The organism is Streptomyces sp. NPDC048182, assembly GCF_043202555.1.
Taxonomy (GTDB): Bacteria; Actinomycetota; Actinomycetes; order Streptomycetales; family Streptomycetaceae; genus Streptomyces.
Map to the genome: position 1 here is coordinate 16,530 of NZ_JBIDAQ010000013.1, position 24,137 is coordinate 40,666.

25 protein-coding genes are annotated in these 24,137 nt (G+C 73.8%); 13 read left to right on the top strand and 12 right to left on the bottom strand.

Translation table 11 applies throughout. The features are described 5' to 3' along the window. Positions 1-128 precede the first annotated feature (128 nt). The 5 genes from paaA to paaE are packed head-to-tail and all read left to right on the top strand — an operon-like array spanning position 129 to position 3,911. A complete protein-coding gene (gene paaA / locus ACGFZL_RS23765) occupies positions 129-1,103 on the top strand; it encodes a 1,2-phenylacetyl-CoA epoxidase subunit PaaA (protein WP_393694502.1) in 975 nt (324 codons plus the stop codon). Beyond that, entirely contained in the window at positions 1,100-1,408 is a 309-nt protein-coding gene (paaB, locus tag ACGFZL_RS23770) for a 1,2-phenylacetyl-CoA epoxidase subunit PaaB (protein ID WP_393694504.1), read from the top strand. Before paaA ends, paaB begins: the two co-directional genes overlap by 4 nt. A 9-nt stretch (positions 1,409-1,417) precedes the next feature. Then, positions 1,418-2,245 carry a 1,2-phenylacetyl-CoA epoxidase subunit PaaC gene (gene paaC / locus ACGFZL_RS23775; RefSeq protein WP_393694506.1) on the top strand — a complete coding sequence of 276 codons (828 nt, stop codon included), beginning with the start codon at positions 1,418-1,420 and terminating at the stop codon, positions 2,243-2,245. Continuing rightward, positions 2,239-2,805, top strand: a complete 567-nt coding sequence (gene paaD, locus ACGFZL_RS23780; RefSeq protein ID WP_393694508.1) for a 1,2-phenylacetyl-CoA epoxidase subunit PaaD — start codon at positions 2,239-2,241, stop codon at positions 2,803-2,805. Before paaC ends, paaD begins: the two co-directional genes overlap by 7 nt. Next, positions 2,805-3,911, top strand: coding sequence for a 1,2-phenylacetyl-CoA epoxidase subunit PaaE (paaE, locus tag ACGFZL_RS23785; RefSeq protein WP_393694510.1), 1,107 nt, complete (start codon positions 2,805-2,807; stop codon positions 3,909-3,911). Before paaD ends, paaE begins: the two co-directional genes overlap by 1 nt. Before the next feature lie 237 nt (positions 3,912-4,148). Here the strand turns inward: paaE and ACGFZL_RS23790 are convergent, their stop codons facing one another. Genes ACGFZL_RS23790 through ACGFZL_RS23810 form a run of 5 tightly spaced genes read right to left on the bottom strand, consistent with a single transcriptional unit; the run spans position 4,149 to position 9,595 of the window. Continuing rightward, positions 4,149-5,039, bottom strand: a complete 891-nt coding sequence (locus ACGFZL_RS23790) for a Gfo/Idh/MocA family protein (RefSeq protein WP_393694512.1) — start codon at positions 5,037-5,039, stop codon at positions 4,149-4,151. Next, positions 5,036-6,244, bottom strand: coding sequence for an ROK family protein (locus ACGFZL_RS23795; protein ID WP_393694772.1), 1,209 nt, complete (start codon positions 6,242-6,244; stop codon positions 5,036-5,038). Before ACGFZL_RS23795 ends, ACGFZL_RS23790 begins: the two co-directional genes overlap by 4 nt. A gap of 18 nt (positions 6,245-6,262) precedes the next feature. After that, the gene (locus ACGFZL_RS23800; protein ID WP_355171910.1) at positions 6,263-7,147 is read right to left on the bottom strand and encodes a carbohydrate ABC transporter permease; all 885 of its coding nucleotides are present in this window, start codon (positions 7,145-7,147) and stop codon (positions 6,263-6,265) included. Next, positions 7,144-8,163: a carbohydrate ABC transporter permease gene (locus ACGFZL_RS23805; protein ID WP_393694515.1), complete on the bottom strand. Its 1,020-nt coding sequence runs from the start codon at positions 8,161-8,163 to the stop codon at positions 7,144-7,146. Before ACGFZL_RS23805 ends, ACGFZL_RS23800 begins: the two co-directional genes overlap by 4 nt. Before the next feature lie 28 nt (positions 8,164-8,191). Beyond that, the gene (locus tag ACGFZL_RS23810; RefSeq protein ID WP_393694517.1) at positions 8,192-9,595 is read right to left on the bottom strand and encodes an ABC transporter substrate-binding protein; all 1,404 of its coding nucleotides are present in this window, start codon (positions 9,593-9,595) and stop codon (positions 8,192-8,194) included. A 178-nt stretch (positions 9,596-9,773) separates the two neighbouring features. On the opposite strand from ACGFZL_RS23810, the gene ACGFZL_RS23815 reads away from it, so the two are divergent. Genes ACGFZL_RS23815 through ACGFZL_RS23835 form a run of 5 tightly spaced genes read left to right on the top strand, consistent with a single transcriptional unit; the run spans position 9,774 to position 15,304 of the window. Next, positions 9,774-10,820 carry a zinc-binding alcohol dehydrogenase gene (locus ACGFZL_RS23815; protein ID WP_393694774.1) on the top strand — a complete coding sequence of 349 codons (1,047 nt, stop codon included), beginning with the start codon at positions 9,774-9,776 and terminating at the stop codon, positions 10,818-10,820. A gap of 50 nt (positions 10,821-10,870) precedes the next feature. Further along, positions 10,871-11,671 carry a sugar phosphate isomerase/epimerase family protein gene (locus tag ACGFZL_RS23820; protein ID WP_393694519.1) on the top strand — a complete coding sequence of 267 codons (801 nt, stop codon included), beginning with the start codon at positions 10,871-10,873 and terminating at the stop codon, positions 11,669-11,671. Next, positions 11,668-13,056 carry an MGH1-like glycoside hydrolase domain-containing protein gene (locus tag ACGFZL_RS23825; protein ID WP_393694521.1) on the top strand — a complete coding sequence of 463 codons (1,389 nt, stop codon included), beginning with the start codon at positions 11,668-11,670 and terminating at the stop codon, positions 13,054-13,056. The genes ACGFZL_RS23820 and ACGFZL_RS23825 overlap by 4 nt, the downstream gene beginning before the upstream one ends. Then, positions 13,053-14,978, top strand: coding sequence for a glycogen debranching N-terminal domain-containing protein (locus ACGFZL_RS23830; RefSeq protein ID WP_393694523.1), 1,926 nt, complete (start codon positions 13,053-13,055; stop codon positions 14,976-14,978). The genes ACGFZL_RS23825 and ACGFZL_RS23830 overlap by 4 nt, the downstream gene beginning before the upstream one ends. Before the next feature lie 5 nt (positions 14,979-14,983). Beyond that, positions 14,984-15,304 carry an NIPSNAP family protein gene (locus ACGFZL_RS23835; RefSeq protein ID WP_355171900.1) on the top strand — a complete coding sequence of 107 codons (321 nt, stop codon included), beginning with the start codon at positions 14,984-14,986 and terminating at the stop codon, positions 15,302-15,304. Here ACGFZL_RS23835 and ACGFZL_RS23840 read toward each other — a convergent pair. The 6 genes from ACGFZL_RS23840 to ACGFZL_RS23865 form a co-directional block, all read right to left on the bottom strand. Then, positions 15,253-15,633, bottom strand: coding sequence for a hypothetical protein (locus tag ACGFZL_RS23840; protein WP_393694525.1), 381 nt, complete (start codon positions 15,631-15,633; stop codon positions 15,253-15,255). The two genes, ACGFZL_RS23835 and ACGFZL_RS23840, sit on opposite strands and share 52 nt — an antisense overlap. Before the next feature lie 144 nt (positions 15,634-15,777). Next, positions 15,778-16,434 (bottom strand): GntR family transcriptional regulator, encoded by a 657-nt coding sequence (locus ACGFZL_RS23845; RefSeq protein ID WP_393694527.1) that lies wholly within the window; start codon positions 16,432-16,434, stop codon positions 15,778-15,780. Positions 16,435-16,528: 94 nt separating this feature from the next. Beyond that, on the bottom strand, positions 16,529-17,254 hold the full coding sequence (locus ACGFZL_RS23850) for an aspartate/glutamate racemase family protein (RefSeq protein WP_393694529.1): 726 nt from the start codon (positions 17,252-17,254) through the stop codon (positions 16,529-16,531). 56 nt (positions 17,255-17,310) lie between these two features. After that, positions 17,311-18,798: an NCS1 family nucleobase:cation symporter-1 gene (locus ACGFZL_RS23855; RefSeq protein WP_393694531.1), complete on the bottom strand. Its 1,488-nt coding sequence runs from the start codon at positions 18,796-18,798 to the stop codon at positions 17,311-17,313. A 215-nt stretch (positions 18,799-19,013) separates the two neighbouring features. Beyond that, positions 19,014-19,427, bottom strand: a complete 414-nt coding sequence (locus ACGFZL_RS23860; protein ID WP_355171890.1) for an ATP-binding protein — start codon at positions 19,425-19,427, stop codon at positions 19,014-19,016. 46 nt (positions 19,428-19,473) lie between these two features. Next, complete coding sequence (locus ACGFZL_RS23865; RefSeq protein WP_393694533.1) at positions 19,474-19,848, bottom strand: STAS domain-containing protein; 375 nt, start codon at positions 19,846-19,848, stop codon at positions 19,474-19,476. Between the two features lie 257 nt (positions 19,849-20,105). Between ACGFZL_RS23865 and ACGFZL_RS23870 the strand changes: the two genes are divergently transcribed. From ACGFZL_RS23870 to ACGFZL_RS23880, 3 genes are read left to right on the top strand one after another with little or no spacing between them, the layout of a single operon-like run. After that, positions 20,106-21,764, top strand: coding sequence for a SpoIIE family protein phosphatase (locus tag ACGFZL_RS23870; RefSeq protein ID WP_393694535.1), 1,659 nt, complete (start codon positions 20,106-20,108; stop codon positions 21,762-21,764). Further along, on the top strand, positions 21,761-22,882 hold the full coding sequence (locus tag ACGFZL_RS23875; protein WP_393694537.1) for a B12-binding domain-containing protein: 1,122 nt from the start codon (positions 21,761-21,763) through the stop codon (positions 22,880-22,882). Before ACGFZL_RS23870 ends, ACGFZL_RS23875 begins: the two co-directional genes overlap by 4 nt. Then, positions 22,879-23,286, top strand: a complete 408-nt coding sequence (locus ACGFZL_RS23880) for an STAS domain-containing protein (protein WP_355171882.1) — start codon at positions 22,879-22,881, stop codon at positions 23,284-23,286. Before ACGFZL_RS23875 ends, ACGFZL_RS23880 begins: the two co-directional genes overlap by 4 nt. A 6-nt stretch (positions 23,287-23,292) precedes the next feature. Here ACGFZL_RS23880 and ACGFZL_RS23885 read toward each other — a convergent pair whose 3' ends face one another. Beyond that, entirely contained in the window at positions 23,293-24,126 is an 834-nt protein-coding gene (locus ACGFZL_RS23885; RefSeq protein ID WP_393694539.1) for a class II glutamine amidotransferase, read from the bottom strand. Positions 24,127-24,137: the final 11 nt, after the last annotated feature.

The following is a 24,137-nucleotide window of genomic DNA, read 5'->3' on the forward strand; positions in this document are numbered from 1 at the left end:
CAAGGCATGTGGACGCACACCGACCGGCCCTTGCCGGGGCCGGGGAAACGCGGCAGACTAGTACCGAACGAATGGTCGGTTGGTAGAAATCACGGATCGCGGATCACGGATCAGGGGAGCGAGCAGCGATGACCACGACGCAGGCCGCCGAGGCGCCGCCGGAGCCGTTGCAGGCGCACTTCGACGCGACGATCGCGCACGACCGGCGCGTCGAGCCGCGCGACTGGATGCCTGACGGCTACCGCAAGACGCTGATCCGCCAGATCGCCCAGCATGCCCACTCCGAGATCATCGGCATGCAGCCCGAGGGCGAGTGGATCGCCCGGGCGCCCTCGCTGCGCCGCAAGGCCATCCTGTTCGCCAAGGTCCAGGACGAGGCCGGCCACGGCCTGTACCTGTACTCCGCCGCGGAGACTCTCGGCGCCGACCGCGCCGACCTCACGCGCCGGCTGATCGACGGCCGCCAGAAGTACTCCTCGATCTTCAACTACCCGACGGCGAACTACGCCGACGTCGGCGTGATCGGCTGGTTCGTGGACGGCGCGGCCATCTGCAACCAGGTGCCCCTGTGCCGCAGCTCCTACGGGCCCTACGCCCGCGCCATGGTGCGCATCTGCAAGGAGGAGTCCTTCCACCAGCGCCAGGGCTACGAGCTGCTGCTGACCATGATGCGCGGCACCGAGGCCCAGCGCGCGATGGTCCAGGACGCCGTGGACCGCTGGTGGTGGCCCTCGTTGATGATGTTCGGCCCGCCCGACGACGCCTCGCCCAACTCCGCGCGGTCGATGGCCTGGAAGATCAAGCGGCACAGCAACGACGAACTGCGCCGGCGCTTCGTCGACATGACCGTCCCGCAGGCCGAGACGCTCGGCGTCACCCTGCCCGACCCGGAGCTGCGGTGGAACGAGGAGCGGGGCACCCATGACTTCGGCACCCCCGACTGGGACGAGCTGACGCGCGTCATCAAGGGCGACGGCCCGTGCAACGCCGGGCGCGTGGCGCGGCGGCGCACCGCCCACGAGGAGGGCGCCTGGGTCCGCGAGGCGGCCACCGCCCACGCCGCCAAGCAGGCGGCCCGCGCGGAGCAGGGGGCGGCGGCATGAGCGGCGACGACCTGACGCCCGAGCGGCCGGACTGGCCGCTGTACGAGGTGTTCGTGCGCGGCAAGCGCGGCCTCAACCACGTCCACGTCGGCTCGCTGCACGCCGCCGACGACGCCATGGCGCTCACCCACGCCCGCGACCTGTACACCCGGCGCAACGAGGGCGTGAGCATCTGGGTGGTGCGCTCCGAGCACATCGCCGCCTCCACCCGCGACGAGAAGGACCCCTTCTTCGCCCCCAGCGCCGACAAGGTCTACCGGCACCCCACCTTCTACGACATCCCCGACGACGTCCCCCACATCTAGGAGCAGGGCATGAGCGACGACCATGTCTACCTGACCCTGGCCGAGGGGCACGAGGACGACACCCGGTGGGCCTACGGCACCGGCTTCGAGGACCCGCTGCACGGCGTCGACACCACCGTCCCCGAGGGTGTCGACGCGACGGCTCTGGCCGCCGACTGCACGGCCCTCGCCGACGACGCCCTGATATCGGCCCAGCGGCTGGCCGAGTGGGTCACCCGGGCGCCGGAGCTGGAGGAGGAGGTCGCGCTGGCCAACATCGGCCTCGACCTCCTCGGCCAGGCCCGCCTGCTGTACACCCGGGCCGGGCAGGCCGACGGCACCGGGCGCGACGAGGACGCCTACGCTTACCTGCGGGACGCCGCCGACTTCCGCAACGTGCGCCTGGCCGAACTCCCGCGCGGCGACTTCGCCTTCGCGATCCTGCGGCTGCTTGTGCTCTCCAGCTGGCGCCTGGCGCACTTCCAGCGGCTCGCCGAGCACCCCGACCCGGTCCTGGCGGCCGTCGCCGCGAAGGGTGTCAAGGAGCTGGCCTACCACCGGCAGTACGCCGCCGAATGGGCCGTGCGCCTGGGCGACGGGACGGAGGAGTCGCACCGCAGGATGCGCGCGGCCTGGACCGAGGTCGCGCCGTACCTGGCGGAGCTGCACGCCGCCCACGACGCGCGCGAGGAGGTCGACGCCGTGCTCGGACAGGTCGCGGAGGCGGCCGGGCTGCCGCTGCCCACGCTCCCGGCGCTGCCCGGCGCCGGCCGCGAGGGTGAGCACACCGCGCATCTCGCGCCGCTCCTCGCCGAGTTGCAGGACGTGGCCCGCGCGAACCCGGGGGCGACATGGTGACCGCGTCCCCGACCACGGCGTCCGCGACCACGGCGTCCCCGGCCACCGCGTCCCTGGCGGCGGGCCGCGCCCGGCGGGTGGCCGAGCGGGTGCCCGACCCCGAGCTGCCCATGCTCACCCTGGCCGACCTCGGCGTGCTGCGCGAGGTGGCAGTGCGCCCCGACGGCACCGTGGTCGCGAGCCTCACCCCCACCTACTCGGGGTGCCCGGCCATGGCCGAGATGCGGGCCGACGTCGCCGCCCGGCTGCGCGCGGCGGGGTACGAGCGGGTCGAGATCCGCACCGTCCTCGACCCGCCCTGGACCAGCGACTGGATCACCGAGTCCGGCCGCCGCAAGCTCACCGAGCACGGCATCGCCCCGCCCGGTGCCGCCCCGCGCGCCGCCACGCCCCCCGGCCCGGTCCCGCTGGTGCTCTCCCCGACCCGGCGCACGGTGCCCTGCCCCCGCTGCGCCTCGGCGGACACCGAGGAGACCTCCCGCTTCGCCGCCACGGCCTGCAAGGCGCTCTGGCGCTGCCGGACCTGCCGCGAGCCGTTCGAGTACGTCAAGGAGATCTGATGGCCCAGGCCGCCCCCGCCTCGCCGGCACCGGCGCGGACCCGCCGCCGGCCCGCCTTCCACCGGCTGCGAGTCGCCGCCGTCGACCGGCTCTGCGCCGACGCGGTGGCCGTGAGCTTCGCGATACCCGAGGAGTTGGCCGCCGAGTTCGCCTTCACCCCCGGCCAGTCGCTCACCCTGCGCCGGGAGATCGAGGGCCGCGACGAGCGCCGGTCGTACTCCATCTGCTCGCCCGCCGGCAGCGCCCCCCGGATCGGTGTCCGGGTCGTGCCGGGCGGCCTCTTCTCGTCCTGGCTGGTCGAGGAGGTGCGCCCCGGCGACACGGTCGAGGTGCTGGCGCCGGCCGGACTCTTCACCCCGGACCTTACCGCCCACGGCCACCACGTGCTGATCGCCGCCGGCTCCGGCATCACGCCGATGGTCTCCATCGCCGAGTCGGTGCTGGCCGCCGACGACCGCTCCACCGTCACCCTCCTCTACGGCAACCGCCGCACCGACACGGTGATGTTCGCCGACGAGCTGGCCGACCTGAAAGACCTCCACCCGGCCCGCTTCCACCTCGCCCACGTGCTCTCCCGCGAGCCCCGCGAGGCCGAGGTGCTCTCCGGCCGGCTCGACGCCGAGCGGCTCACCGCGCTCGTGAACGCCCTGGTCGACGTGGGCACCGCCGACCACTGGTGGCTGTGCGGACCGCACGGCATGGTCCGCGACGCCCGCCAGGTCCTCGCCACGCTCGGCGTCCCCGCCGACCGCGTCCACCAGGAGCTGTTCCACGCCGACGACGAGCCGGTGCGCGAGACGCGCCACGAGGAGGCCGGACCGGACGGACCCGTCAGCGAGGTCACCCTCACCCTCGACGGCCGCTCCACCACCTCCGCCCTGCCCCGCGACCGCAGCATCCTCGACGGCGCCCAGCAGTCCCGCCCCGACCTGCCCTTCGCCTGCAAGGGCGGCGTCTGCGGCACCTGCCGGGCCCTGGTCACCGACGGCGAGGCCGACATGCGCCGCAACTTCGCCCTCGAACCCGCCGAGGTCGACGCCGGCTACGTCCTGACCTGCCAGAGCTACCCGGTCTCCGAGAAGCTCACGGTCGACTACGACAGCTGACCCCCCCGGCTGGGCGTCCCGTGGCGCGTCGGCGTGCGGGGCGCACCCGGCTCGGTTAGAGTCCTTCTAGGTCAGCCGCCCGCTTCCGGGAACCGGTCGACATGCGTTGGTCGTCTAAGGCAAGACACCCCGCTTCCCGCGGGGAAATGCAGGTGCAAGGCCTGCCCGGCGCTCCAATCGGACCCCCGTCCCGCTTCGGCGGAACGGGGGTCCGGCGCGTCATCCCCTGGCAGAGCGTCAGCCGCGCGCGGCCCGCTCCAGGAGCTCCTGGAGGTACAGCCCCCGGCGGGCGTCAAGGGTGGCGGGGGTGCCGGTGCGGACGGCGGTGGCGAAGTCGCGGCGCAGCACCGGCCAGCACTCCTCGTGGTCGATGCCGGCGGTGTCGTAGACCAGCGGCTCGGCGGCGCCGAAGAGTTCGACGCGGGTGACCGCGCGGGGGACCGCCACGGCGCCGGAGAGGGAGGCCTGGCTGACGGCGCCGTTCTCGTGCACGCAGGTCAGTTCGACCCAGCGGCGCGGGTCGCCGGTGGCACGCACGTCGGTGATCGGGCCGACCGCCGCGTCCAGCAGGTCCAGGAGGTGCGGGCCCAGGTCGAGCAGGGCGCCGTGCTCCAGGCGCCAGCCGGTGGCCATCTCGCCGCCCAGGAAGGCGCCGTGCAGGTAGCAGGAGCGGGCGCCGGCCGCCTCGAAGGAGCGGGCGGCGTCCAGGAAGGCGCGGGTGGTGGGGTGGTAGCGCTTGGTCAGCACCAGTTGCGAGACCACGCCGGCCTCCGCGACCGCGTCGGCCACCCGGCGCGCCGCGGCGAGGTCGGGACCGAGCGGCTTCTCCAGGAGCACCGCCTTCCCCCGCTTCGCGGCCAGCGGCGCCAGCTCGGCCTGCACGGCGGGCGGCACGGCGAAGGCCACCGCCTCGCACGAGTCGAGCAGCTCCTCGAACCCGGCGGCGACGTGGGCACCGTAGGGCGCGGCGGCCTCCCGGGCGGCCTCCGCGCGGCGGGCCCATACGGCGGTCAGCCGTGTCTCGGGCCCGGCGGCCAGCACCCGGGCGTGCATGGCGCGGGCCCAGGGGCCGGCGCCCACCAGGCCGACCTCCACCGGCGGGTGGTTCCAAGCGGCAGAGGTGGTCATCGCGGTGTTCCCGTCTCGTCGAGGCGTTCCAGCCGGGCGTCCGCGCCGGCGGGGGAGTAGAGGTGCTCCACGACCATCGCGGCGGCCCCGATGAGTCCCGCGTGGTCGCCGAGCCGTGAGGTGACGACCTGGAGGTTGGCCGTGGCCCGGGGCATCGCGCGCTGGTAGACCAGCTCGCGCACGCCGGTCAGGAAGGGCACCCCGGACAGCTCGCCGGCGATCATCAGGACGCCGGGGTTGAGCAGCGTGACGACAGTCACCAGGACCTCGCCCACCCGGCGCCCGGCCTCCCGGGCGAGGCGCACGGCGTCCGGGTGTCCCTCGTTGAGCAGCCGCCGCACATCCTGTCCGGAGGCGGTGTCCAGGCCCAGGGCGGCCAGCTCCTTGGCGATGGCCCGCCCGCTCGCCACGGCCGCGAGGCAGCCCTGCGAGCCGCACATGCACAGCGCGTCGGCCCGGTCGTGCAGCCGGATGTGCCCGATGTCCCCGGCGCCGCCGTCGATGCCCCGGTAGAGCTGGTCGCCGATGACGACCCCGGCGCCGATGCCGGTGGACACCTTCAGCAGCACGAAGGACGCGCAGTCGCGGTGGCTGGCCTGGTACTCGGCGAGCGCCATCAGGTTGGCGTCGTTGTCCACGAGCACCGGCACGTCCGTCCCGTCGAGCCCCGTCCGCGCCGCGAACGTCTTCTGCAGGCGCTCCCGGATCGGGTACCGGTCCCAGCCCGGCATGATCGGCGGTTCGATGACCCGGCCGCTCTCCCAGTCGACCGGGCCCGGCACGGACAGTCCGATCCCGGCCACGTGCGACGGTGTGATCCCCGCGGCGGCGATGAGGTCGGGGAACCAGTCCGCCAGCCGGTCCAGGACGACTTCCGGGCCCTCGCCGACGTCCATCGGTCCGGTGTGCTCGGCCAGGATCGTGCCCGCCAGGTCCAGGACGGCCGCGCGGGCGTGCCGGGTCTCCAGGTCGACGGCGAGCACCGAGGCGTGGGTGGGGTCGAAGACGATCCGGTGCGAGGGGCGCCCGCCGGTCGAGGAACCGGTGGAGCTGCGCAGCCATCCGGCCCGGTTGAGCAGGTCCAGGCGCTGCCCGACCGTGGACCGGGAGAGCCCGGTGGCCTGCTGGAGGTCGGCCCGGGTGTTGGCGCGTCCGCTGCGGATCAGTTGCAGCAGCGCGCCCGCGCTGGCCTGACTCGGTGTCATCATGGCGTCCCCCACGGCTCAGCTCTTGTCGGCGCCGCTGGTCAGACCCTCGGTCAGGAGGCGTTCGGCGGCGAAGAACAGAAGTACCACGGGGATCGTCAGCACCACGGACCCGGCCATCAGCACCGTCTTGGGCACCTCGATGCCGTTGGACAGCTGCGCCAGACCCAGGGAGACCGTCCACTTGCCGGGGTCGGCGGCCAGGAAGAGCAGCGCGAAGAGGAACTCGTTCCAGGCGATCATGAACACGTACAGGCCGGTCGCCATCAGGGACGGCAGGGCCAGCGGCAGGATCACCTTGCGCACCGTCTGGAGCCGCGAGCAGCCGTCGAGCGCCGCCGCCTCCTCGATGGAGGCCGGGATGGTGACGAGGTAGTTCTTCAGCATGTAGATCGACACCGGCACCGTCTGCGCGACGTAGACGATGGCCAGGCCCACCAGGCTGGAGGAGAGGCCGATCCGGGCGAAGATGACGAACAGCGGCACGGCCAGCAGCGTCGCCGGGAACAGGTAGACGGCCAGGAACAGCGCGCTGACCTGGCGCCGGCCGAAGAACTGCAGCCGGCTGACGGCGTAGGCGCCGGGCACCGCGGCCAGCAGGGTCAGCACCACCGTGCCGAGCGAGACCAGCGCCGAGTTGAGCAGGAACTTCAGGAAGCCCTGCCCGCCGGAGTCGGCCGACTTCAGCACGTCCCGGTAGGTGGAGAGGGTGAAGTCCTTGCCCGAGACCCACAGCGAGCCCGGGTCGAGCAGCAGCGCGTCGATCGGCTTCAGGGACAGCAGCACCATGTAGTAGAAGGGCACCACCGTGATCACCACGAGGAACGCGATGACCACCCAGCGCAGGACGCCGAACAGCCGCTCCTCGAACCGGGCCCGGGTCAGGACCGCCTTGCCGCTCACGCTTCCTCCTGGACCTTGTTGCCGAAGAACTTGAAGTAGAGGCCCAGCAGGATCATCAGCGCGACCGCCAGGACGAGCGCCTGGGCCGCCGCCGCTCCCACGTCGTAGCGGGCGGTGAGGAAGTCGTAGACGCGCACGGCGGCCACGTCGGTGCCGGCGCCGCCGCCGGTCAGCAGGTAGACGTCGTCGAACTTGTTGAACGTCATGATGAAGCGCAGCACGCACAGCAGCGCGATCACCGGCATCAGCTGCGGCAGCAGGATGTGCCGGAACCGCTGCGTGGTCGTGGCGCCGTCCACCAGCGCCGCCTCCTCGAGGCCGTCGGGCACCGCCTGGAGCCGGGCCAGGATGAAGAGGAAGGCGAAGGGGAAGTAGCGCCAGCACTCGAAGGCGATCACCGTCAGCAGGGCCAGCGGGATGTCGAAGTGCGCGCCGAGGAAGCTCACCTCGTACTCGCGGGTGGAGAGGAAGGCGATCGGGTCGTCCCAGCCGAACAGGCGCCGGCCCCAGTCGTTGACGATGCCGTACTGCGGGCTGAGCGCGACCTCCCAGACGAAGGCCACGGCGACCACGGGGGCGACGTACGGCAGCAGCATCGCCGCGCGCAGCAGGCCGCGGCCCTTGAAGGGCTTGCGCAGCGCCAGCGCGGCGACCAGGCCGAGGAGTACGGAGCCGAAGGTGCCGCCGGCCGTGTAGAGCAGGGTGGTGCCGAGGCTCGACCAGAAGCCGGCCGAGTCGAAGACCTGCGCGAAGTTGTGCAGCGTCCAGTTGCCGAACAGGCCCATGCCCTGGATGTCGACGAGCCGGGACCGCTGGAAGGCGAGCAGCACGGTCCAGGCGATGGGCAGCACCACCACCACGAGGACGACGAGGAAGGTGGGGGAGACGAAGGCGAGGCCCGCGCGGTTGGCGCGCCGGCTCGCGGTCAGCGGACGGCGGCCGGGGGAGTCCGGCCGGTCCGCGGCCCTGGGCGGGGTGTCCCGGCGCTGCGGTGCGCCGGTGGGGGCTGTTGTCATGGAAGACCTTCGAACGACGTGCGGGCGGCTACTGGAGGGACTTCTTCAGGGCGGCCACCTCGTCGTCGGCGTCGTGCGCCGCTTCCGACGGGGAGGTCTGGCCGCTGGTCATCGCGCCGACGGCCTTGGGCACCGGCAGCTCGCCGTTGGTGGCGCCGACCAGAGCGCCCTCGCCCTCGGTGATGCCCCAGCGCCGCAGGTTGCCGACGCCGTCGGCGAGCTGGTCGAGGAGTTGGCCGGAGAAGACCTGGTCGAGGGGCTTGCGGGTGTCGACGCCGATGTCGCTGTGCCGCCAGGCGGTCAGGTAGCGGTCGGGGTCGGCGGCCGTGCCCTTGCGGACCGGGATCTTGCCCTCGGGCGCCATGCCGAACCAGGACTCGTAGCCGGTGCCCATCATGTACTCGATGAACTGCTGGGAGGCGGCGGTCTCGGCCGTCTTGGTGGTCACCCAGGAGGTGATCTCGCCGAACTGGGCGGCCTGCTTCGCGTCCGGGCCCCGCATCGCGGTGGTGATGCCGGTGTTGTCGGACAGATAGTGCGGGTCCTTCTTGCACTCCGGGCAACTGGGCAGGGCGTCGGAGCGCAGGCCGGCCAGCTCGTCCAGGAGGAAGGAGGACCAGATCACCATGGAGGACCGGCCGGAGAAGTAGGTGGCGCGGGTGGAGTCCACGGTCTGGGTGCCGGGGGCGCCGTACTCGCGGGCCAGCTTGTCGTAGGTGTCGAACGCCTTCTCGCACTGCGGGGACTTCAGGGCCACCTCGTGCTTGGCGTCGACCAGTTGGCAGTCGTTGGCGAGGGCGATGCTCTCGAAGCTCTGCGAGGTGAAGACGTCGCTGGGGTCGGTGGCGGCCGACATGCCGTCGTGCCCGTCGCCGGTGAGCGCCTTCGCGGCCGTGAGCGCCTTGCCGTACGTGTCGGGGGCCGGCAGGCCCTGCTCGGCGAACCGGTCCTTGCGGTAGGCGAGCAGCTGGAGCCAGGCGTCGGAGGGCACGCCGAGGCTGGTGGCGCCGTCGGAGGTCAGGTCCAGCGCGTTGGCGTTGAAGGTGTTCCGGCCCAGCTCGCCGACGATCTTCTTCGGGATGTCGGTGTTCAGCAGGCCGTTGCCGTACATCTGCCAGACCTGGCCCATCGGGGCCGCGCCGATGACGTCGGGCAGGGTGCCCGAGGCCGCCGCCGACATGATCAGCTGGGGCATCTGCCCCTCGTCCACCCCGACGAGATGGACCTTGATCCCGGTCTTCTCCTCGAACCCGGCGACGACCTTCCGCGTCGCGGCGACGCGGTCGGGCAGGTTCTCCTGGGACCAGACCGTGATCTCCCGGTCCGGTGTGCCCGGCCCGGTGCGGCCGGCGCAGCCCGTCAGCAGGCCGCCGACCACGGTGGCCGTGACGCCGACCGCGGTCATCCTCGACCGCAGGGTCCTGAAGCGCATTGCGTGTCCTCGTTCCGGCTTACGTCTACTCGTCACGCATCACAGCATTACTTTTGCCGGTTGACAAGACATAAGTTGCGGATATTGTCGACGCAACTGCTCGGCACGCCCAGCAGCACACCGATCAGCAGCCCACCAGCAACCCTCATCGGAGCCACCCGTGTCACCCGTGTCATCCGTGGAACGCGTCGTCCAGTTCACCGGCCCCCGCCAGGTCGAGGTCGCCGAGCACCACCGGGCCGAGCTGCCGCCCGGCCATCTGCGGGTGCGGACCCGCTACTCGGGCATCTCGGCCGGCACGGAGCTGACCGCCTACCGGGGCACCAACCCGTACCTGACCCGCACCTGGGACCCCGAGGCCCGGCTCTTCCGGGACGGCGCGGCCGGCATCGCCTACCCCGTGGCCGGCTGGGGGTACTCCGAGGTCGGCGAGGTCACCGAGGTCTCCCCGGAGCTGGCCGGCACCCCGGGCCTGCCGGTCCCCGGCGACCTGGCGTGGGGCATCTGGGGCCACCGCAGCGAGGGCATCGTGCCCGCCGAGCGCATGCTGGGGCACACCCTGCCGGCCGGCCTGGAGCCGCTGGCCGGCGCCTTCGCCCGGGTCGGCGCCATCGCCTACAACGCCGTGCTGGCCGGCGACATCCACCTCGGCGAGGACGTCGCCGTGTTCGGGCAGGGCGTGATCGGCCTGCTCACCACCCGCCTCGCCCAGCTCAGCGGCGCCCGCGTCACCGCCGTCGACGCGCTCGACGGCCGCCTGGAGAGCGCCAGGGCGTACGGCGCCCGGTACACCCTCAACGCCCGCACCGACGCCGTCGCCGAACGCGTCCGCGAGGCCACCGGCGGGCTCGGCGCCGACCTCGCCATCGAGATCAGCGGCGCCTACCCCGCCCTGCACGAGGCGCTGCGCTCGGTCGCCGCCGGCGGGCGCGTCGTCGCCTCCGGCTTCTACCAGGGCGACGGCATCGGCCTGCGCCTGGGCGACGAGTTCCACCACAACCGCGTCCAGCTGATCTGCTCCCAGATCGGCGCCGTGCCCCCGCAGCTCGCCCATCGGTGGAGCGTCGAGCGCCTCCAGCAGACCTTCCTGCGCCTGGTCGCCGAGGGCCGCGTGGATGTCGCCTCCCTGGTCAGCCATGTCGTCCCGGCCGCCGAGGCCGCCGACGCCTACGTGCTGCTCGACGAGCGGCCCGCCGAGGCGCTCCAGGTCGTCCTCGAGTTCTGACCGCCGCCCGTCGCCGCCCTCTCCTCCGCCTGATCCCCGAAAGGCCCCTCATGCTCAAGACCGCCGCCCAGGAGCAACTCCTCCCCGGTGACACCCTCCAGGCCAAGTGGGAGTTCGCCCAGCAGGCCGGCTACGACGCCATCGAGCTGCGCGGCAAGGGCGAGCAGCACTTCGCCGCCCGCCTCGACGAACTGAAGCAGGCCCGCAAGGACGGCGTCGTCATGCCCACCGTCTGCGTCGACATGCTGCACTTCCTCGGCGCCTTCGACGAGGACCTGCGCCGCGACGCCGTCGCCCAGATGAAGTCCCAGCTCACCGTCATCGCCGAGATCGGCGGCACCGGCGCCCAGACCCCGGCCTCGTACGGCATGTTCTCCCGCCGGCTGCCGCCCTTCGAGCCGCCGCGCACCGAGGAGGAGGACCGCGAGGTGCTGCTCGCCGGGCTGGCCGAACTGGGCGAGCACGCCCGCCGCGAGGGCGTCACGCTCTTCCTGGAGCCGCTCAACCGGTACGAGGACCACATGGTCAACCGCCTCGACCAGGCCGCAGACCTGATCCGCGCCACCGGCCTCGACTCGGTCCGGATCGGCATCGACAGCTACCACATGAACATCGAGGAGGCCGACCCGGCCGCCGCGATCCTCGCCCACGCCGACCTCATCGGCCACGCCCAGGTCTCCGACTCCAACCGCTTCCAGCCCGGCGCCGGACACCTGGACTGGCCGGCCTGGCTCGGCGCCCTGCACACCGCCGGCTACGACGGCCACCTCGCCCTGGAATGCCGGCTGACCGGCGACCCCGCCGAGGCCGTCCGCTCCGTCCCGGACTTCCTGAAGAGGTCGGGCGCGTGAAGTCCCCCCTGGATCTCCTGGACTCCGCGGACACCCCGGCCCTCCTGGACCGGCCCGCGCCCACCGCGCCCGCGGACCTGACCCTGCGGCGCGGTGCGGCACGGGTCCTCATCGGCAACTGGACCGGCACCTCCACCGTCCCCTCCCGCACCCTCTACCCCCACCAGTGGAGCTGGGACTCCGCCTTCGTCGCCATCGGCCTGCGCCACCTCTCGGTGCGCCGCGCCCAGCGCGAACTGGAGTCCCTGCTGTCCGCCCAGTGGGCCGACGGCCGCGTCCCGCACATCGTCTTCAACCCGGCGGTGCCGCACGACGCGTACTTCCCGAGCCCCGACTTCTGGCGCTCCTCCTCGGCCGGCCGCGTCGCCGGCGCGCCTCGGGTCCCGGAGACCTCCGGCATCGTCCAGCCGCCGGTGCACGCGCTGGCCGCCTGGCTGGTGCACCGCGCCGACCCGGCGGAGTCCCGCCGCCGCGGCTTCCTGGCCCGGGTGCGGCCCCGCCTCGCGGCCTGGCACGACTACCTCCTCACCCGGCGCGACCTCGGCGGCAAAGGGCTCGCCGCCGTCGTCCACCCGTGGGAGCCCGGCATGGACAACAGCCCCTGCTGGGACGAGGCCCTGCGCCGCGTCGACCCCGCGCCGGCCGGCGCCTTCCGCCGCGCCGACCTCGACCACGGCCACCCCGCCGACCGGCCCACCGACCTGGACTACGGCCGCTACGTGCGGCTGGCCGCCGACTACCGGGACGCCGGCTACGACGACGCGGCGGCACCGCACCGGTTCGCCGTCGAGGACCCCTGCTTCAACGCCCTGCTCATCGTGGGCGAGCTGGCCCTCGCCGACATCTGCCGCGAGCTGGGCGTACCGGACCCGGGGCACACCGCCCGCGCCGCCCGGCTCACGGAGGCGCTGGTGGACCGGCTCTGGGACGCGGAGGCCGGCCTGTTCCGGGTGCGCGACCTGCACACCGGCGCCCCCGTCGACGAGAAGGGCGTCAGCGGCCTGGTCCCGCTGCTCGTCCCGCATCTGCCCGCCGACGTCGTCCGGCGCCTGCACGCCACCCTCACCGGGCCGGACTTCCGCGCCACGGGCACCGACCTCGTCCCCAGCTACGCCCTGACCGGCCACGCCTTCGACCCCACCCGGTACTGGCGCGGCCCCGCGTGGTTCAACACCGCCTGGCTGATCCAGCGCGGCCTGACCACCCACGGCCACCACGAGGACGCCGCACGGCTGCGCGCCGGCCTCCTCGACCAGGCCGGCGGCAGCGGCTTCGCCGAGTACGTCGACCCGCTCACCGGCGAGGCCCGCGGCGCCCGGGACTTCTCCTGGACCGCCGCCCTCGCCCTGGACCTGCTGTGCGACCCGAAGGGGGCCACCCCGTGACCGCCGACGCCCACGTCCAACTGGTGCGCGACGCCACCTTCGTACGGCTCGGCGCCGACGCCGCGCTCACCGGCGGCCGGGGCCGGGCCCCCGGCGGGCTGTTCTGCCAGGACGCCCGGCACCTGAGCCGCTGGCAGCTCACCGTGGACGGCACCGCGCCGGCCGCCCTGGTGCCCGCCACCGCCGAGGACGACGCCACCGCGACCTGCGTGCTGACCCCCGAGGGCACCCGGGACGACCCGCCCGCCTACACCGTCTTCCGCCGGCAGGGCGTCGCGGCGGACACCTTCACCGAACACCTCCGCCTGGTCGGCAACCGCCCGGAGCCGGTCATCGCGCACGTCGAGCTGACCGTCGACGCGGACTTCGCCGACCTCTTCGAACTCCGTGCCGACGACCGGACGTACGCCAAGCCGGACGCGGTCCGGGAGAGCCACCAGACCCCCGAGGGCCTCGGCTTCACCTACACCCGCGCCGACTGGCACGCCCGCACCGAGCTGACCTCACGCCCCGCCCCCGACGCCGTGCGGCCCGGGCCCACCCCCACCGCCCGCGTCCTGAGCTGGCACCTGCCGCTCGACCCGCACGGCGCCGCCGAGCTGCACCTGACCGTCCGCGCCCACCCGCACGGACGCCCGGCGCACCGACCCGCCACGGGACGCCCGGCCGCCGAGGCACCCGAAGGCCGGGACGACCTCGCGCTCACCTGCGCCCGCGGCCTCGCCGACCTCGACCTGCTCACCGTCCCCGCCACCGGCGTGGACGGCGAGCAGGTGGCCGTGCCGGCCGCCGGCATCCCCTGGTTCCTCACCCTCTTCGGCCGCGACTCCCTGCTCACCTCCTGCTTCCTGCTGCCCCACCGCCCGGAGACGGCCGCCGCCGTGCTCAGCGCGCTCGCCGCCACCCAGGGCGAGCGCCACGACGCCTTCAGCGGCGAGCAGCCCGGACGCATCGTCCACGAGACCCGGCACGGCGAACTCGCCCACTTCCGGCAGGTCCCCTACGGCCGCTACTACGGCGCCGTCGACGCCACCCCGCTCTTCCTCGTCCTGCTGCACGCCCACCGCCACACCACCGGAGGCGACCGCCTCGCCGCCCGCCTGGAGCGGCACGCCCGGCGCGCGGTCGACTGGATGCTCACCGACGGCGGCCTGGAGAAGCACGGCTACCTCGTCTACACCCCCGACCCGAACGGCCTGGTCAACCAGAACTGGAAGGACTCCGCCGGCGCGATCTGCTTCCGCGACGGCACCCAGGCCGAGGGCCCCATCGCCGTCTGCGAGGCGCAGGGCTACGCCTACGACGCGCTGCTCGGCACCGCCGAACTCGCCCGGCACGTCTGGCGGGACGAGACCTACGCCGCACGCCTGGAGGAGGCGGCCGCCGCGCTGCGCGCCCGCTTCGCCGCCGACTTCTGGATGCCGGACGCGGACTTCCCCGCCCTCGCCCTGGACGGCGCGGGACGGCAGGTGGACGCGCTCGCCTCGGACGCCGGGCACCTGCTGTGGTCGGGCATCCTGGACGTGGACCGCGCCCGCCGGGTCGGACGGCGGCTCCTGGAACCGGACTTCTTCTCCGGCTGGGCGATCCGCACCCTCGCCGCGGGGCAGCGGCCGTACCACCCGCTCTCCTACCACCGGGGCAGCGCCTGGCCGCACGACAACGCCGTCATCGCCCTGGGCCTTGCCCGGTACGGCCTCGCCGACGAGGTGCGCAGGGTCGCCGACGGGCTCCTCGCCGCAGCCGCCCACCACGGCCACCGCCTGCCCGAGGTGCTCGCCGGCTACGACCGCGCGGCCACCACCGCGCCCGTGCCCTACCCGCACTCCTGCTCGCCCCAGGCATGGGCCGCCGCCACCCCGCTGGCGCTGCGGACCGCGCTGGAAACCGCAGGCGTCGGCGGGGCGGCCCGCCTAGGCTGACCGGCGTGATTACCTGCGTGGTCCACTACGTCATCGACCCGGCCGAGACCGAGGCGTTCGAGCGGTTCGGCAGGCGCTGGATGGAACTGGTGAACCGGCACGGCGGCGAGCACCACGGGTACTTCCTGCCGGCCGAGGGCGCCAGCGACGCCGCGCTCGCGCTGTTCAGCTTCCCCAGCCTCGCCGCGTACGAGCAGTACCGCACCCGCTTCGGCACCGACCCCGACTTCGTCGAGGCGGACCGCATCCGCGACGAGAGCGGCTGCGTGGTGCGCTACGAGCGGACCTTCATGCGCCCGCTGCTCCCCGACGGCAGGGCGGGCTGACGCCGGCTCGGCGCGGGCCGGTGCCGCGCGCCCGCGCACTCCTCGGCGTGCGACCTGCCGTCCCCGAGCAGCCAGAACGCGCAGCACGGGCGGGGTGCGGCGACCGGCACCGGCCCGGCCGGGCGGGCCAGCAACTCCGCCTGCCGGGCCAGCGCCACCCGCCGGCGGTGCTCCGTGCCGGCCCGTGCCGCGCGGTGGGCGAACACCGCCGCGGCGCCGAGGCCGGCGGCGGCGAGCCAGGGGTGCCAGGCGGCGGCGCAAGCGGCTGAGGCGAGCAGCAGGGCACAGGCGGCGCGGCACGCGTGCGCGGTGCGCAGGCTCGGCGTCACGGGGCGACTCCAGCGGACGGTCGGCGGATACGGGTCTCCAGGACACCCGTATGCCCGGCGCCCGCCCGTCCACGTGTCCGGCGGCGAGTGTCCCCGGACACTCCCAACGAGGGGGAACGGCCCGGGGCACGGCGCCCGCGTCGCTCAGGCCGGGTCCTGCGACCGCGCGTGGTGGCCGAGGGCCGTGCTGCGGCTGGTCGCGAGGTGCTCCAGGACCAGCTCCTGGACGCGTTCGACGTCCCGTTCCGCGATGGCCCGGTACAGCGCCTCGTGTTCCCGGGCCACGCCGAGGAGGTCGTCGTGCTGCCCCATCAGCCAGCGCAGGCGGCTGCGCAGCACGTGCTCCAGCTCGTTGAGCAGCTCGTTGGCGGCCAGCGAGATCACCGTCTCGTGGAAGTCGGCCGCCGCACGGCGGGCTCCCACCGCGTCGCCGGCCCGGGCCGCCGCCGTCTCCGCGTCCACGGTGGCGCGCAGCCGTTCGAGCCCTGGGCGGGTGTGCCGCTGCGCGGCCAGCCGGAAGGCCAGGGTCTCCAGGCCCGAGCGGACCTCGTCCAGGTCGGCGATGTCGCTCGCGGTGAACTCGCGGACCACCGCCCAGCTGCGCGGCCTGGGCGTCACCAGGCCCTCCGACACCAGGGTCCGCAGCGCCTCCCGGACGGGGAGCCGGCTCACGCCGAGCGCCTCGGCCAGGTCGCGCTCGACCAGCCGGCTGCCCGGCCGCCGCGCGCCGTCGACGATCTCGTCGCGCAACTGCCGCGTGACCCGTTCGGACTCGGGCGTGAAGTCCCCTGCCGCAGCCATCGCCGTCCCTCGCCTGTCTTCCCGTTCCGCGGTCCGCGCCGGCTGCGGCGGTGCGGTGCGGCAGCCGGGCGGCCCGTCAGAATACCCCGGTGCGTCAGCTCGCCACCGGGGGCCAGTTGACCAGCCGCTTGGGTCGCGGCGGCGCGTAGGTGCGCACCTTGGAGGTGGACAGGCCGAGCCTGACCAGGGACTCGGCCGTGGTCACCGCGGCCGACACCCCGTCCACGACCGGCACGCCGGTGCGCTCCACCACCTGCTCGGCGAGCCCGGCCATGCCGCCGCAGCCCAGGCAGATGACCTCCGCGCGGTCCTCGGCCACCGCGCGGGCGGCCTGCTCGGAGACGGCCGCGACCGCGGCCCGCTCGTCCTGCTCCAGGGCCAGCACGGGCAGCCCGCTGGCCCGCACCGAGGCACACCGGGCGCTCAGCCCCGCCACCGCGAGGCGCTCCTCGATGAGCGGGACGGTGCGGTCCAGGGTGGTGACGACCGAGTAGCGGCGCCCGAGGAACTGCGCGGTGCTCGCCGCCGCCTCGGTGATGTCGACGACCGGGACGTCAAGGAGTTCCTGGAGCCCCTCGCGGCCGTGCTCGCCGTAACCGGCCTGGATCACCGCGTCGAACGGCTCCCGGTAGCCGCGGACGGCCTCCATCACGGCGATGGCGGCCAGGTAGCTCTCGTAGTTGCCCTCGACCGACTCGGCGCCGAAGGAGGGGGTCAGCGGAATGATCTCGGTGCCCGGTGCGGCCACCGCGGCCGCCTGCCTGCCGATCGCCTCGGTGATGGACGGGGTGGTGTTGACGTTGACCACGAGGATGCGCATGGCGATGAGGAGCCTTCTGTCGGGCGGCGGAGGTACGGAGAGGGAAGGGGAACCGGCTACTCGGCGGCCACGGCGATGCTCTCGCCGTCCACGTCGCGCACCGGGGCCGCGCGGTCGGCGACGGCAGTGTAGAGGACGGCGGCGAGCAGGGCGCCGATGAACCAGGAGAAGCCGGCCGCGGCGTGGAAGACCGGCACCAGGGCGACGACCACGGCGAGGCCGGCGCTGGGCAGGAAGGCGGCGACGGCGCGCGGGTTGTAGCCGCGCCGGTAGTGGTACTCGGCGCCGGCGTCGTCGGTGTAGAGGGCGGGCACGTTCACCCGGGCGCGGCGCAGCAGCCAGTAGTCCGCCATGATCACCCCGAACAGCGGCCCGAGCAGCGCGCCGAGCCCGCCGAGGAAGTAGTTCACGACGACCGGGCTGTTGTAGAGGTTCCAGGGCGTGATCACCAGGCCGAGCACCGCGCTGACCAGACCGGCCCTGCGGAAGTCGAGGCGGCGCGGGAAGAGGTTGACCAGCGCGTAGATCGGCGCGACGAAGTTGGCGAGCAGGTTGACCGCCACGGTCAGCGCGATGAGGGCGAGTGAGGCGGCGGTGAGCAGGACCAGGTTCGGGATGGTCCGCACGATGTCCGTCGGGCTGGTGATGATCCGCCCGTCCAGGGAGAACTGGGCTCCGCTGAGCACGGCCACGATGCCGGCGAAGAACAGCATGTTCAGCGGGATGCCGATCACATTGCCCCGCACGATGGAGCCGCGGCTCCGCGCGGAGCGGGTGAAGTCGCAGAAGTTGAGCACGAAGGTGCCGTAGACGACCACCCAGAGTGCGGCGGCCTGCAGGACCTGGAGCCACATCGCGCCGCCGGTCAGCGGGTCGCCGTCGGAAAGGGAGATCGAGCCGTCCGCGCGGACGAACATCCACACCGCCAGGGCGCACATCGTGAGCAGGGTGGTGGGCGCGGCGAAGGCCATGTAGCGGCGGATCATCTGCATGCCGTAGCTCACGATGAGCACCTGGAGGCCCCACAGCGCCAGGAAGGTGATCCAGCCCAGCGTCGACTGGCCGAGCAGGGAGCCGCTGTCCAGGCTCGCCAGGGAGGGGAACAAGGCCACCAGGAGGGCGCTCAGCACGGCCGAGGCCAAGTAGGTCTGGATACCAAACCAGGTGATGGCGACCAGGCCGCGGACGGCGGCCGGGATCTTCGCTCCCCTGACCCCGAAGGCGATCCGGCTCATGACCGGGAACGGGACGCCGGTCTTGTGGCCCATGAATCCGGAGAGCGTCAGCAGCAGGAAGAGCAGGACCGAGGCGAGCGCGAAGGCGGCCAGGATGCCCCAGACGTTCAGACCGAGGGCGAACAGGCCGAGGGCGAAGGCGTAATTGCCCAGGCTGTGCACGTCGTTGGCCCAGAGCGTGAAGACGTTGTAGGCGCCCCAGCGGCGTCCCTCCCGCCGGGTCGGGGCCAGGTCGTAGGTGTACAGCTCGGGGCTGGTGGCCGGCTCGCCGGTCCGCGTGGCGGGGTGGCGGTCTTCCAGGGCAGTCATACGGGACTCCTGGGCTCGGGAGGCGGGGAGAAGGTGTTTCCGCGAACCGGAAGCGGCCTTCCGGTGGCCCAGAACGTAGTTTTCGGCGAACGGCAGCGTCAAGGGTTCGGCCGAAAAATGGCATACCATTTTGCGCGCCGTGGGGGCCCGGCGCGGGGGGAGTGGAGGTCCGGTGGGGAGAGTGGGACTCCGGTGGGGGAGAGGTGTCCGGCGGCTCAGCCGCGTCGGGGCGCGCAGGCGAGCAGCACCTCGATGGTCTTGCCCCGGGGCGCCGAGGTGACCGTCACGGTGTCGCTCAGCCGCTGGATCAGGGGCCAGCCGAAGCCGCCGAGTCCGGCGAAGGAGCCGTGCGCCCGGTCGACCGGCAGTGCGGGGGAGCGGTCGGTGACGGCGACGCGCAGGGTGCCCGGCTCCAGGACGACATGGAAGGCGGCCACGCCGCCGCCGTGTCGCAGCGCGTTGGTCACCAACTCCGAGGTGACCAGCAGTATGTCGTCGACCAGGTGCTGCGGCACGCCACCCGGGAGCGTGCCGAGCACCCGGCGCACCTGGTCGCGTGCGGCCGCGGCCGTGGCGGGCCGCTCCCTCGGGACTCCGATGGCGTCGTGGATCGCCGTGCCCTCCGTCATCCGGCCGTCCTCCCGTTCCGTGCGGCGCGCGGGGCCGCGGGGGAGGTCACCGCGTCACCTCGTCGCCGCGGCTCATGGCCCGTACATCGGCCACCGCGTCGGCCACCGACGGGGCGATGGCGAAGGCGCGGGCGGTGTCCGTGACCTCCAGCAGGCGGCTCACGAAGGTGTTGGGCCCGGCGAGCACGAAGGCGGACCCGGCCGACTCGTGGTCGCGCAGGGCGCGCAGCAGGCTGTGCAGGAAGGCCGAGTCGGCGAAGTCGACCTGGGACAGGTCGACCACCGTGCCGACCGCGCCGTTCCCCTCGGGGGCCAGGGCCGGGAGCAGCGTCTCGGCCGTGTCGAGGTCGAACTCACCCCTGGTCGCCACGACGCGCACGCCGTCGGTGACGGTGGTCCGGATCTCCGGGTCTTCGCTCATCGCGGCATTGTCGCAGCCGTCGGCCGGCCGGGGACAGCGGGGGAGGGACTGGGTGCACGGCGTCCCCCGGGGCAGAGGAAAGTGTTCGTTCGGTGTGCGGACCTGGCGGATCCTGCACGCGAATGGCGATGCCCGGTCGCGAGCTGCTCCGATCAGGGGGAGCTGGTTGATGCGTGGGCGTCGATGGGAGAGGGTGGGACGGTTCGTGTGTCTTCCAGGGGAAGGTGGTGAGGCCCGTCGAGTACGGGTCTCCGCATATGACCGCTTCTGAAGGCGCCGCTCCGCAGCCGGGACTCGCGCTGAGTCCCGCACCGTCGTGGACGCAGGCGCCGTACCCGGTCCTCGTCGTCGACACGGGCGGTGGGATCGTCCGGGCCAACCCGGCCGCCGCCGCCCTCTTCAGCGACGCCTCCTGCGGCGCCTGGCTGGAGGACGTCGCGCCGTCCTGGCTCGCCGACGCCCACCGCCGCATCGTCTCGCAGGGCCACGGCGCCGTGGCCCGGTCGGTCCGCGGCCGGCACCGCGACCTGACGCTGGAGGCGCACCCCACCCCGGGCGCCGACGGGGCGGTGGTCTGGTGGCTGGTCGACGACACCGAGCGGCTGACGGCCGAGAGCGCCCTCAGGAGCGAGCAGGAACGTACCGCCTTCCTCTCCGAGGCGTCCACGCGGTTGCTGGCCTCCCTGAACGTGCAGCGGTGCATGGAGGTCACGGTGGCCCTTGCCGCCGAGCGCCTGGCCGACGCCGCGCTGATCGTCACGCCGCCCACCGGCCGGCGCCACGCCTTCGCCAGCAGCGTCGACGGCGGCACCGTGGCGCACGGCTTCGCCCGGCTCGACCCGTCCTCGGTGCCCGGACTCAGCGAGGCGCTCCAGGGCTTCCCGCCCGTGCCCTCCCGCTGGATCGACCCCGCCACGCTGCCCGACTGGGCGGTGCCGGAGGGCTTCGAGGGGCCCGTCGGCTCGGTCGTCGTCAGCCCGCTGCCGGGGCACGGCGTGCCGGCCGGCGCACTGGTCCTGCTGCGCCGCGGCGACCGCACCGCGTTCGACGCCTCCGAGGAGGTCTTCGCCCGCCTCTTCGCCGCCCGGGCCGGCGCGGCGCTGTCCGCGGCGCGGCTGTACACCGAGCAGGCCGACATCACCGCGACCCTCATGGCCGACCTGCTGCCGCCCGTCCTGCACCACGTGCACGGCGTGGAGTTCGCCGGCGGCTACCGGGCGTCGCGCGAGACCGACCGGGTGGGCGGCGACTTCTACGACGTCCACCCCGGCGCCGACCCCTCCCGGGAGACGCTCGCCGTCCTCGGCGACGTGTGCGGCAAGGGCCTGGATGCCGCCGTGCTCACCGGCAAGATCCGCAACACGCTCCAGGCGCTGCTGCCGATGGCCGACGACCACCAGAACATGCTGCGCCTGCTCAACGGCGCCCTGCTCAACAGCCACCACACCCGGTTCGCCACCCTCGTCCTCGCCTCCGTGGTGCGTCGCGGCGGCCGGGTCGGGCTGCGGCTGACCAGCGCCGGGCACCCGCCGCCGCTGATCGTGCGGCACAACGGCACGGTGGAGCAGGCCGACACCCACGGCACGCTCATCGGGGCCCTGTCCGAGGTGCGCGCGGACACCGCGCACATCGACCTCGCCCCCGGCGAGACCTGCCTGCTCTTCACCGACGGCATCACCGAGGCCAGGGGCGGCCCGCTCGGCGACGTCATCTTCGGGGAGGCCCGGCTGCGCACGGCGCTCGCCGACTGCGCCGGCATGCCGGCCGAGGCCGTCGTCGAGCGGATCCAGATGCTCGCCGGCGAATGGGTGGGCGGCAACCGGCACGACGACATGGCGCTGGTCGCCATCACCGCGCCCCCCAACGCGCATCTCACAGCAGTGGACGGACACACCGCGGGCAGGTACACGGCATGATCTCGACCGACACCGGGCCCGGCAGCGCCACGGTCCCTCCGCACGCCCGGCTCAGGGACGCCCTGTGGGACGCCGTCCAGGCGCGCGACGAGCAGGCGGCGGGACGCGTCGTCCTCGGCGCCCTCGACGACGGCGTGGGCGCCGAGGCGGTCCTCCTCGACGTCATCGCGCCCGTCCAGCGCCGGGTCGGCGTCGAATGGGCGGCCGACCGCATCAGCGTCGCCCAGGAGCACGTCGCGACCGCCATCCACGACCGCGTCATCGCCGCCCTCGCGCACCGCGCCCCCGCACCGGCCGCCCCGGGACCGGGGAGGGCGGGCACGGTGACCGTGGCCTGCGTGGACGGCGAGTGGCACGCGCTGCCCGCGCGGATCCTCGCCGAGGTACTGCGCGGGCGCGGGTACGCGGTCGACTTCCTCGGCGCGCAGGTGCCCACCGCCCACCTGATCGCGCACCTGCACAAGACCGGCCCCGACGTGCTCGCGCTGTCCTCCTCGATCCCGACCCGCCTGCCCGGCGCGCACACGGCCGTCACCGCCGTCCAGGCCATCGGCGTCCCCGTGATCGCGGGCGGCGCCGCCTTCGGCCCCGACGGCCGCTACGCCCGGCTGCTCGGCGCGGACGCCTGGGCGCCCGACGCGCGGGCCGCCGCGGACATCCTCGACCGCGGCCTGCCCCGGCCCGCCCCCGGCACCGCCCACCAGCCGGTGGACGACCTGCCCCACCTGACCGACCAGGAGTACACCCTGCTGTCCCGCAGCAAGGGGCAGCTGGTCAAGAACACCCTGGCGGGACTGGAGGAGCGGCTGCCCGCCATGCGCACCTACACCGAGCCGCAGCGCGAGCGCACCGCCGAGGACCTCGCCCACATCGTCGACTTCCTCGCCACCGCGCTCTACACCGACGACGTGCGCCTGTTCACCGGGTTCCTCGACTGGACCGGCGAGATCCTCGAGGCCCGCGGTGTCCCCGCCACCGTCCTGCTGCCCGGCCTCGACCTGCTCGGCGGGGAGCTCAAGGACTTCCCGCGCGCCCTCCGCTTCCTCTCCCGGGGCCGCGCCGCCCTCGCCGCGCGCGGCACCCGCTCCACGATCCCCGGCCCTGGAACCCCCGCATGACGACCATTCCCGAACACACCTTCCAGGTCACCGCCGCGGGCGCCGCCGCGGGCGAGGTGCGGCTGCGGCTCGCCGGGGACCTCGACTACGACAGCGCCCAGGACCTCCTGGAGAGCGCCCGCGGCCGGCTCGGCGCCCGGCCTGCCCCGAGCGCCCTGCGCCTGGACTGCGCCGGGCTCACCCTGTGCGACTCGATGGGCCTGGCCACGCTCCTGATGGTGCACCGGCTGGCCACCGAGGCGGGCGCGGTGCTGCGCCTGGAGGAGTGTCCGGGCTTCCTCGCCCGCCTCCTCGAACTGACCGGCACCCTCGACCACTTCATGCACACCCCGCCCGCGGCGGCCCCGGCCCCCGACCAGGGCGCCGTCCCCCGCACCCGCCCCTCGCAGCGCGACTCCACCTGACCCGGCTCACGCCGCCCGGGGCGTGAAGGGGAGCAGCGCGTCGCCGCCCGGCTCGACGATCCCGTAGCTGCTCTCCGGGACCTCGTGCCACACGCCGGGCAGGTCGCCCAGGGGCTCGGACACGATCAGGCGGGTCCCGTCGGAGACGCCCCGCAGGAACGTCGTCCGGGGATGCAGCGCGCGCAGGGTCTCCACGCGGGTGCTGTAGTACAGCGACCGGGAGGCGCCCTGGCTGGAGTACCGGAAGGCCCACAGCCGGTGCCCCTCGGTCACGGCCACCGTCATCTGCAACGGGTGGGCGATGCCGTGCTCGTGGCCGATCTCCTCGACCAGCCCGGCCATCCGCGCCACCGCACCCGGCGGGTCGTGCTCCAAACCCAGGGTGAGCGCCAGGAAGAACATCATCTCCGAGTCCGTCGACCCCTCGATGTCCAGGAAGAGCCCGGGATCGACCGCCAGGGCGAGGTCGCGCCGGATCCGGTCGAAGCCGTCGATCGCCCCGTTGTGCATCCACATCCACCGGCCGTGCCGGAAGGGATGGCAGTTGGTCTGCTGCACGGCGCTGCCGGTCGAGGCGCGGATGTGCGCGAAGAACAGCGGGGAGCGGACGTGCCCCGCGATCTCCCGCAGATTGCGGTTGCTCCACGCCGGGCCGGTCTCCCGGACCACGGCCGGCGTGTCCGTCTCCGCGCCGAACCAGCCGACGCCGAACCCGTCGCCGTTGGTCGTCTCCACGCCCATCTTGGCGTGCAGGCTCTGGTCGATCAGCGAGTGCTCGGGTTCGTAGAGGATCGTCTCCAGCAGGACGGGCGTCCCCGAGTAGGCGAGCCATCGGCACATGGTGCGCCGCC

Bases quoted from the DNA above. Each gene is read 5' to 3' on its own strand.
- paaA (WP_393694502.1), top strand. From the start codon at position 129: ATGACCACGACGCAGGCCGCCGAGGCGCCGCCGGAGCCGTTGCAGGCG.
- paaB (WP_393694504.1), top strand. From the start codon at position 1,100: ATGAGCGGCGACGACCTGACGCCCGAGCGGCCGGACTGGCCGCTGTAC.
- paaC (WP_393694506.1), top strand. From the start codon at position 1,418: ATGAGCGACGACCATGTCTACCTGACCCTGGCCGAGGGGCACGAGGAC.
- paaD (WP_393694508.1), top strand. From the start codon at position 2,239: ATGGTGACCGCGTCCCCGACCACGGCGTCCGCGACCACGGCGTCCCCG.
- paaE (WP_393694510.1), top strand. From the start codon at position 2,805: ATGGCCCAGGCCGCCCCCGCCTCGCCGGCACCGGCGCGGACCCGCCGC.
- ACGFZL_RS23790 (WP_393694512.1), bottom strand. From the start codon at position 5,039: ATGACCACCTCTGCCGCTTGGAACCACCCGCCGGTGGAGGTCGGCCTG.
- ACGFZL_RS23795 (WP_393694772.1), bottom strand. From the start codon at position 6,244: ATGACACCGAGTCAGGCCAGCGCGGGCGCGCTGCTGCAACTGATCCGC.
- ACGFZL_RS23805 (WP_393694515.1), bottom strand. From the start codon at position 8,163: ATGACAACAGCCCCCACCGGCGCACCGCAGCGCCGGGACACCCCGCCC.
- ACGFZL_RS23810 (WP_393694517.1), bottom strand. From the start codon at position 9,595: ATGCGCTTCAGGACCCTGCGGTCGAGGATGACCGCGGTCGGCGTCACG.
- ACGFZL_RS23820 (WP_393694519.1), top strand. From the start codon at position 10,871: ATGCTCAAGACCGCCGCCCAGGAGCAACTCCTCCCCGGTGACACCCTC.
- ACGFZL_RS23845 (WP_393694527.1), bottom strand. From the start codon at position 16,434: ATGGCTGCGGCAGGGGACTTCACGCCCGAGTCCGAACGGGTCACGCGG.
- ACGFZL_RS23850 (WP_393694529.1), bottom strand. From the start codon at position 17,254: ATGCGCATCCTCGTGGTCAACGTCAACACCACCCCGTCCATCACCGAG.
- ACGFZL_RS23855 (WP_393694531.1), bottom strand. From the start codon at position 18,798: ATGACTGCCCTGGAAGACCGCCACCCCGCCACGCGGACCGGCGAGCCG.
- ACGFZL_RS23860 (WP_355171890.1), bottom strand. From the start codon at position 19,427: ATGACGGAGGGCACGGCGATCCACGACGCCATCGGAGTCCCGAGGGAG.
- ACGFZL_RS23865 (WP_393694533.1), bottom strand. From the start codon at position 19,848: ATGAGCGAAGACCCGGAGATCCGGACCACCGTCACCGACGGCGTGCGC.
- ACGFZL_RS23870 (WP_393694535.1), top strand. From the start codon at position 20,106: ATGACCGCTTCTGAAGGCGCCGCTCCGCAGCCGGGACTCGCGCTGAGT.
- ACGFZL_RS23875 (WP_393694537.1), top strand. From the start codon at position 21,761: ATGATCTCGACCGACACCGGGCCCGGCAGCGCCACGGTCCCTCCGCAC.
- ACGFZL_RS23880 (WP_355171882.1), top strand. From the start codon at position 22,879: ATGACGACCATTCCCGAACACACCTTCCAGGTCACCGCCGCGGGCGCC.
- ACGFZL_RS23885 (WP_393694539.1), bottom strand. From the start codon at position 24,126: ATGTGCCGATGGCTCGCCTACTCGGGGACGCCCGTCCTGCTGGAGACG.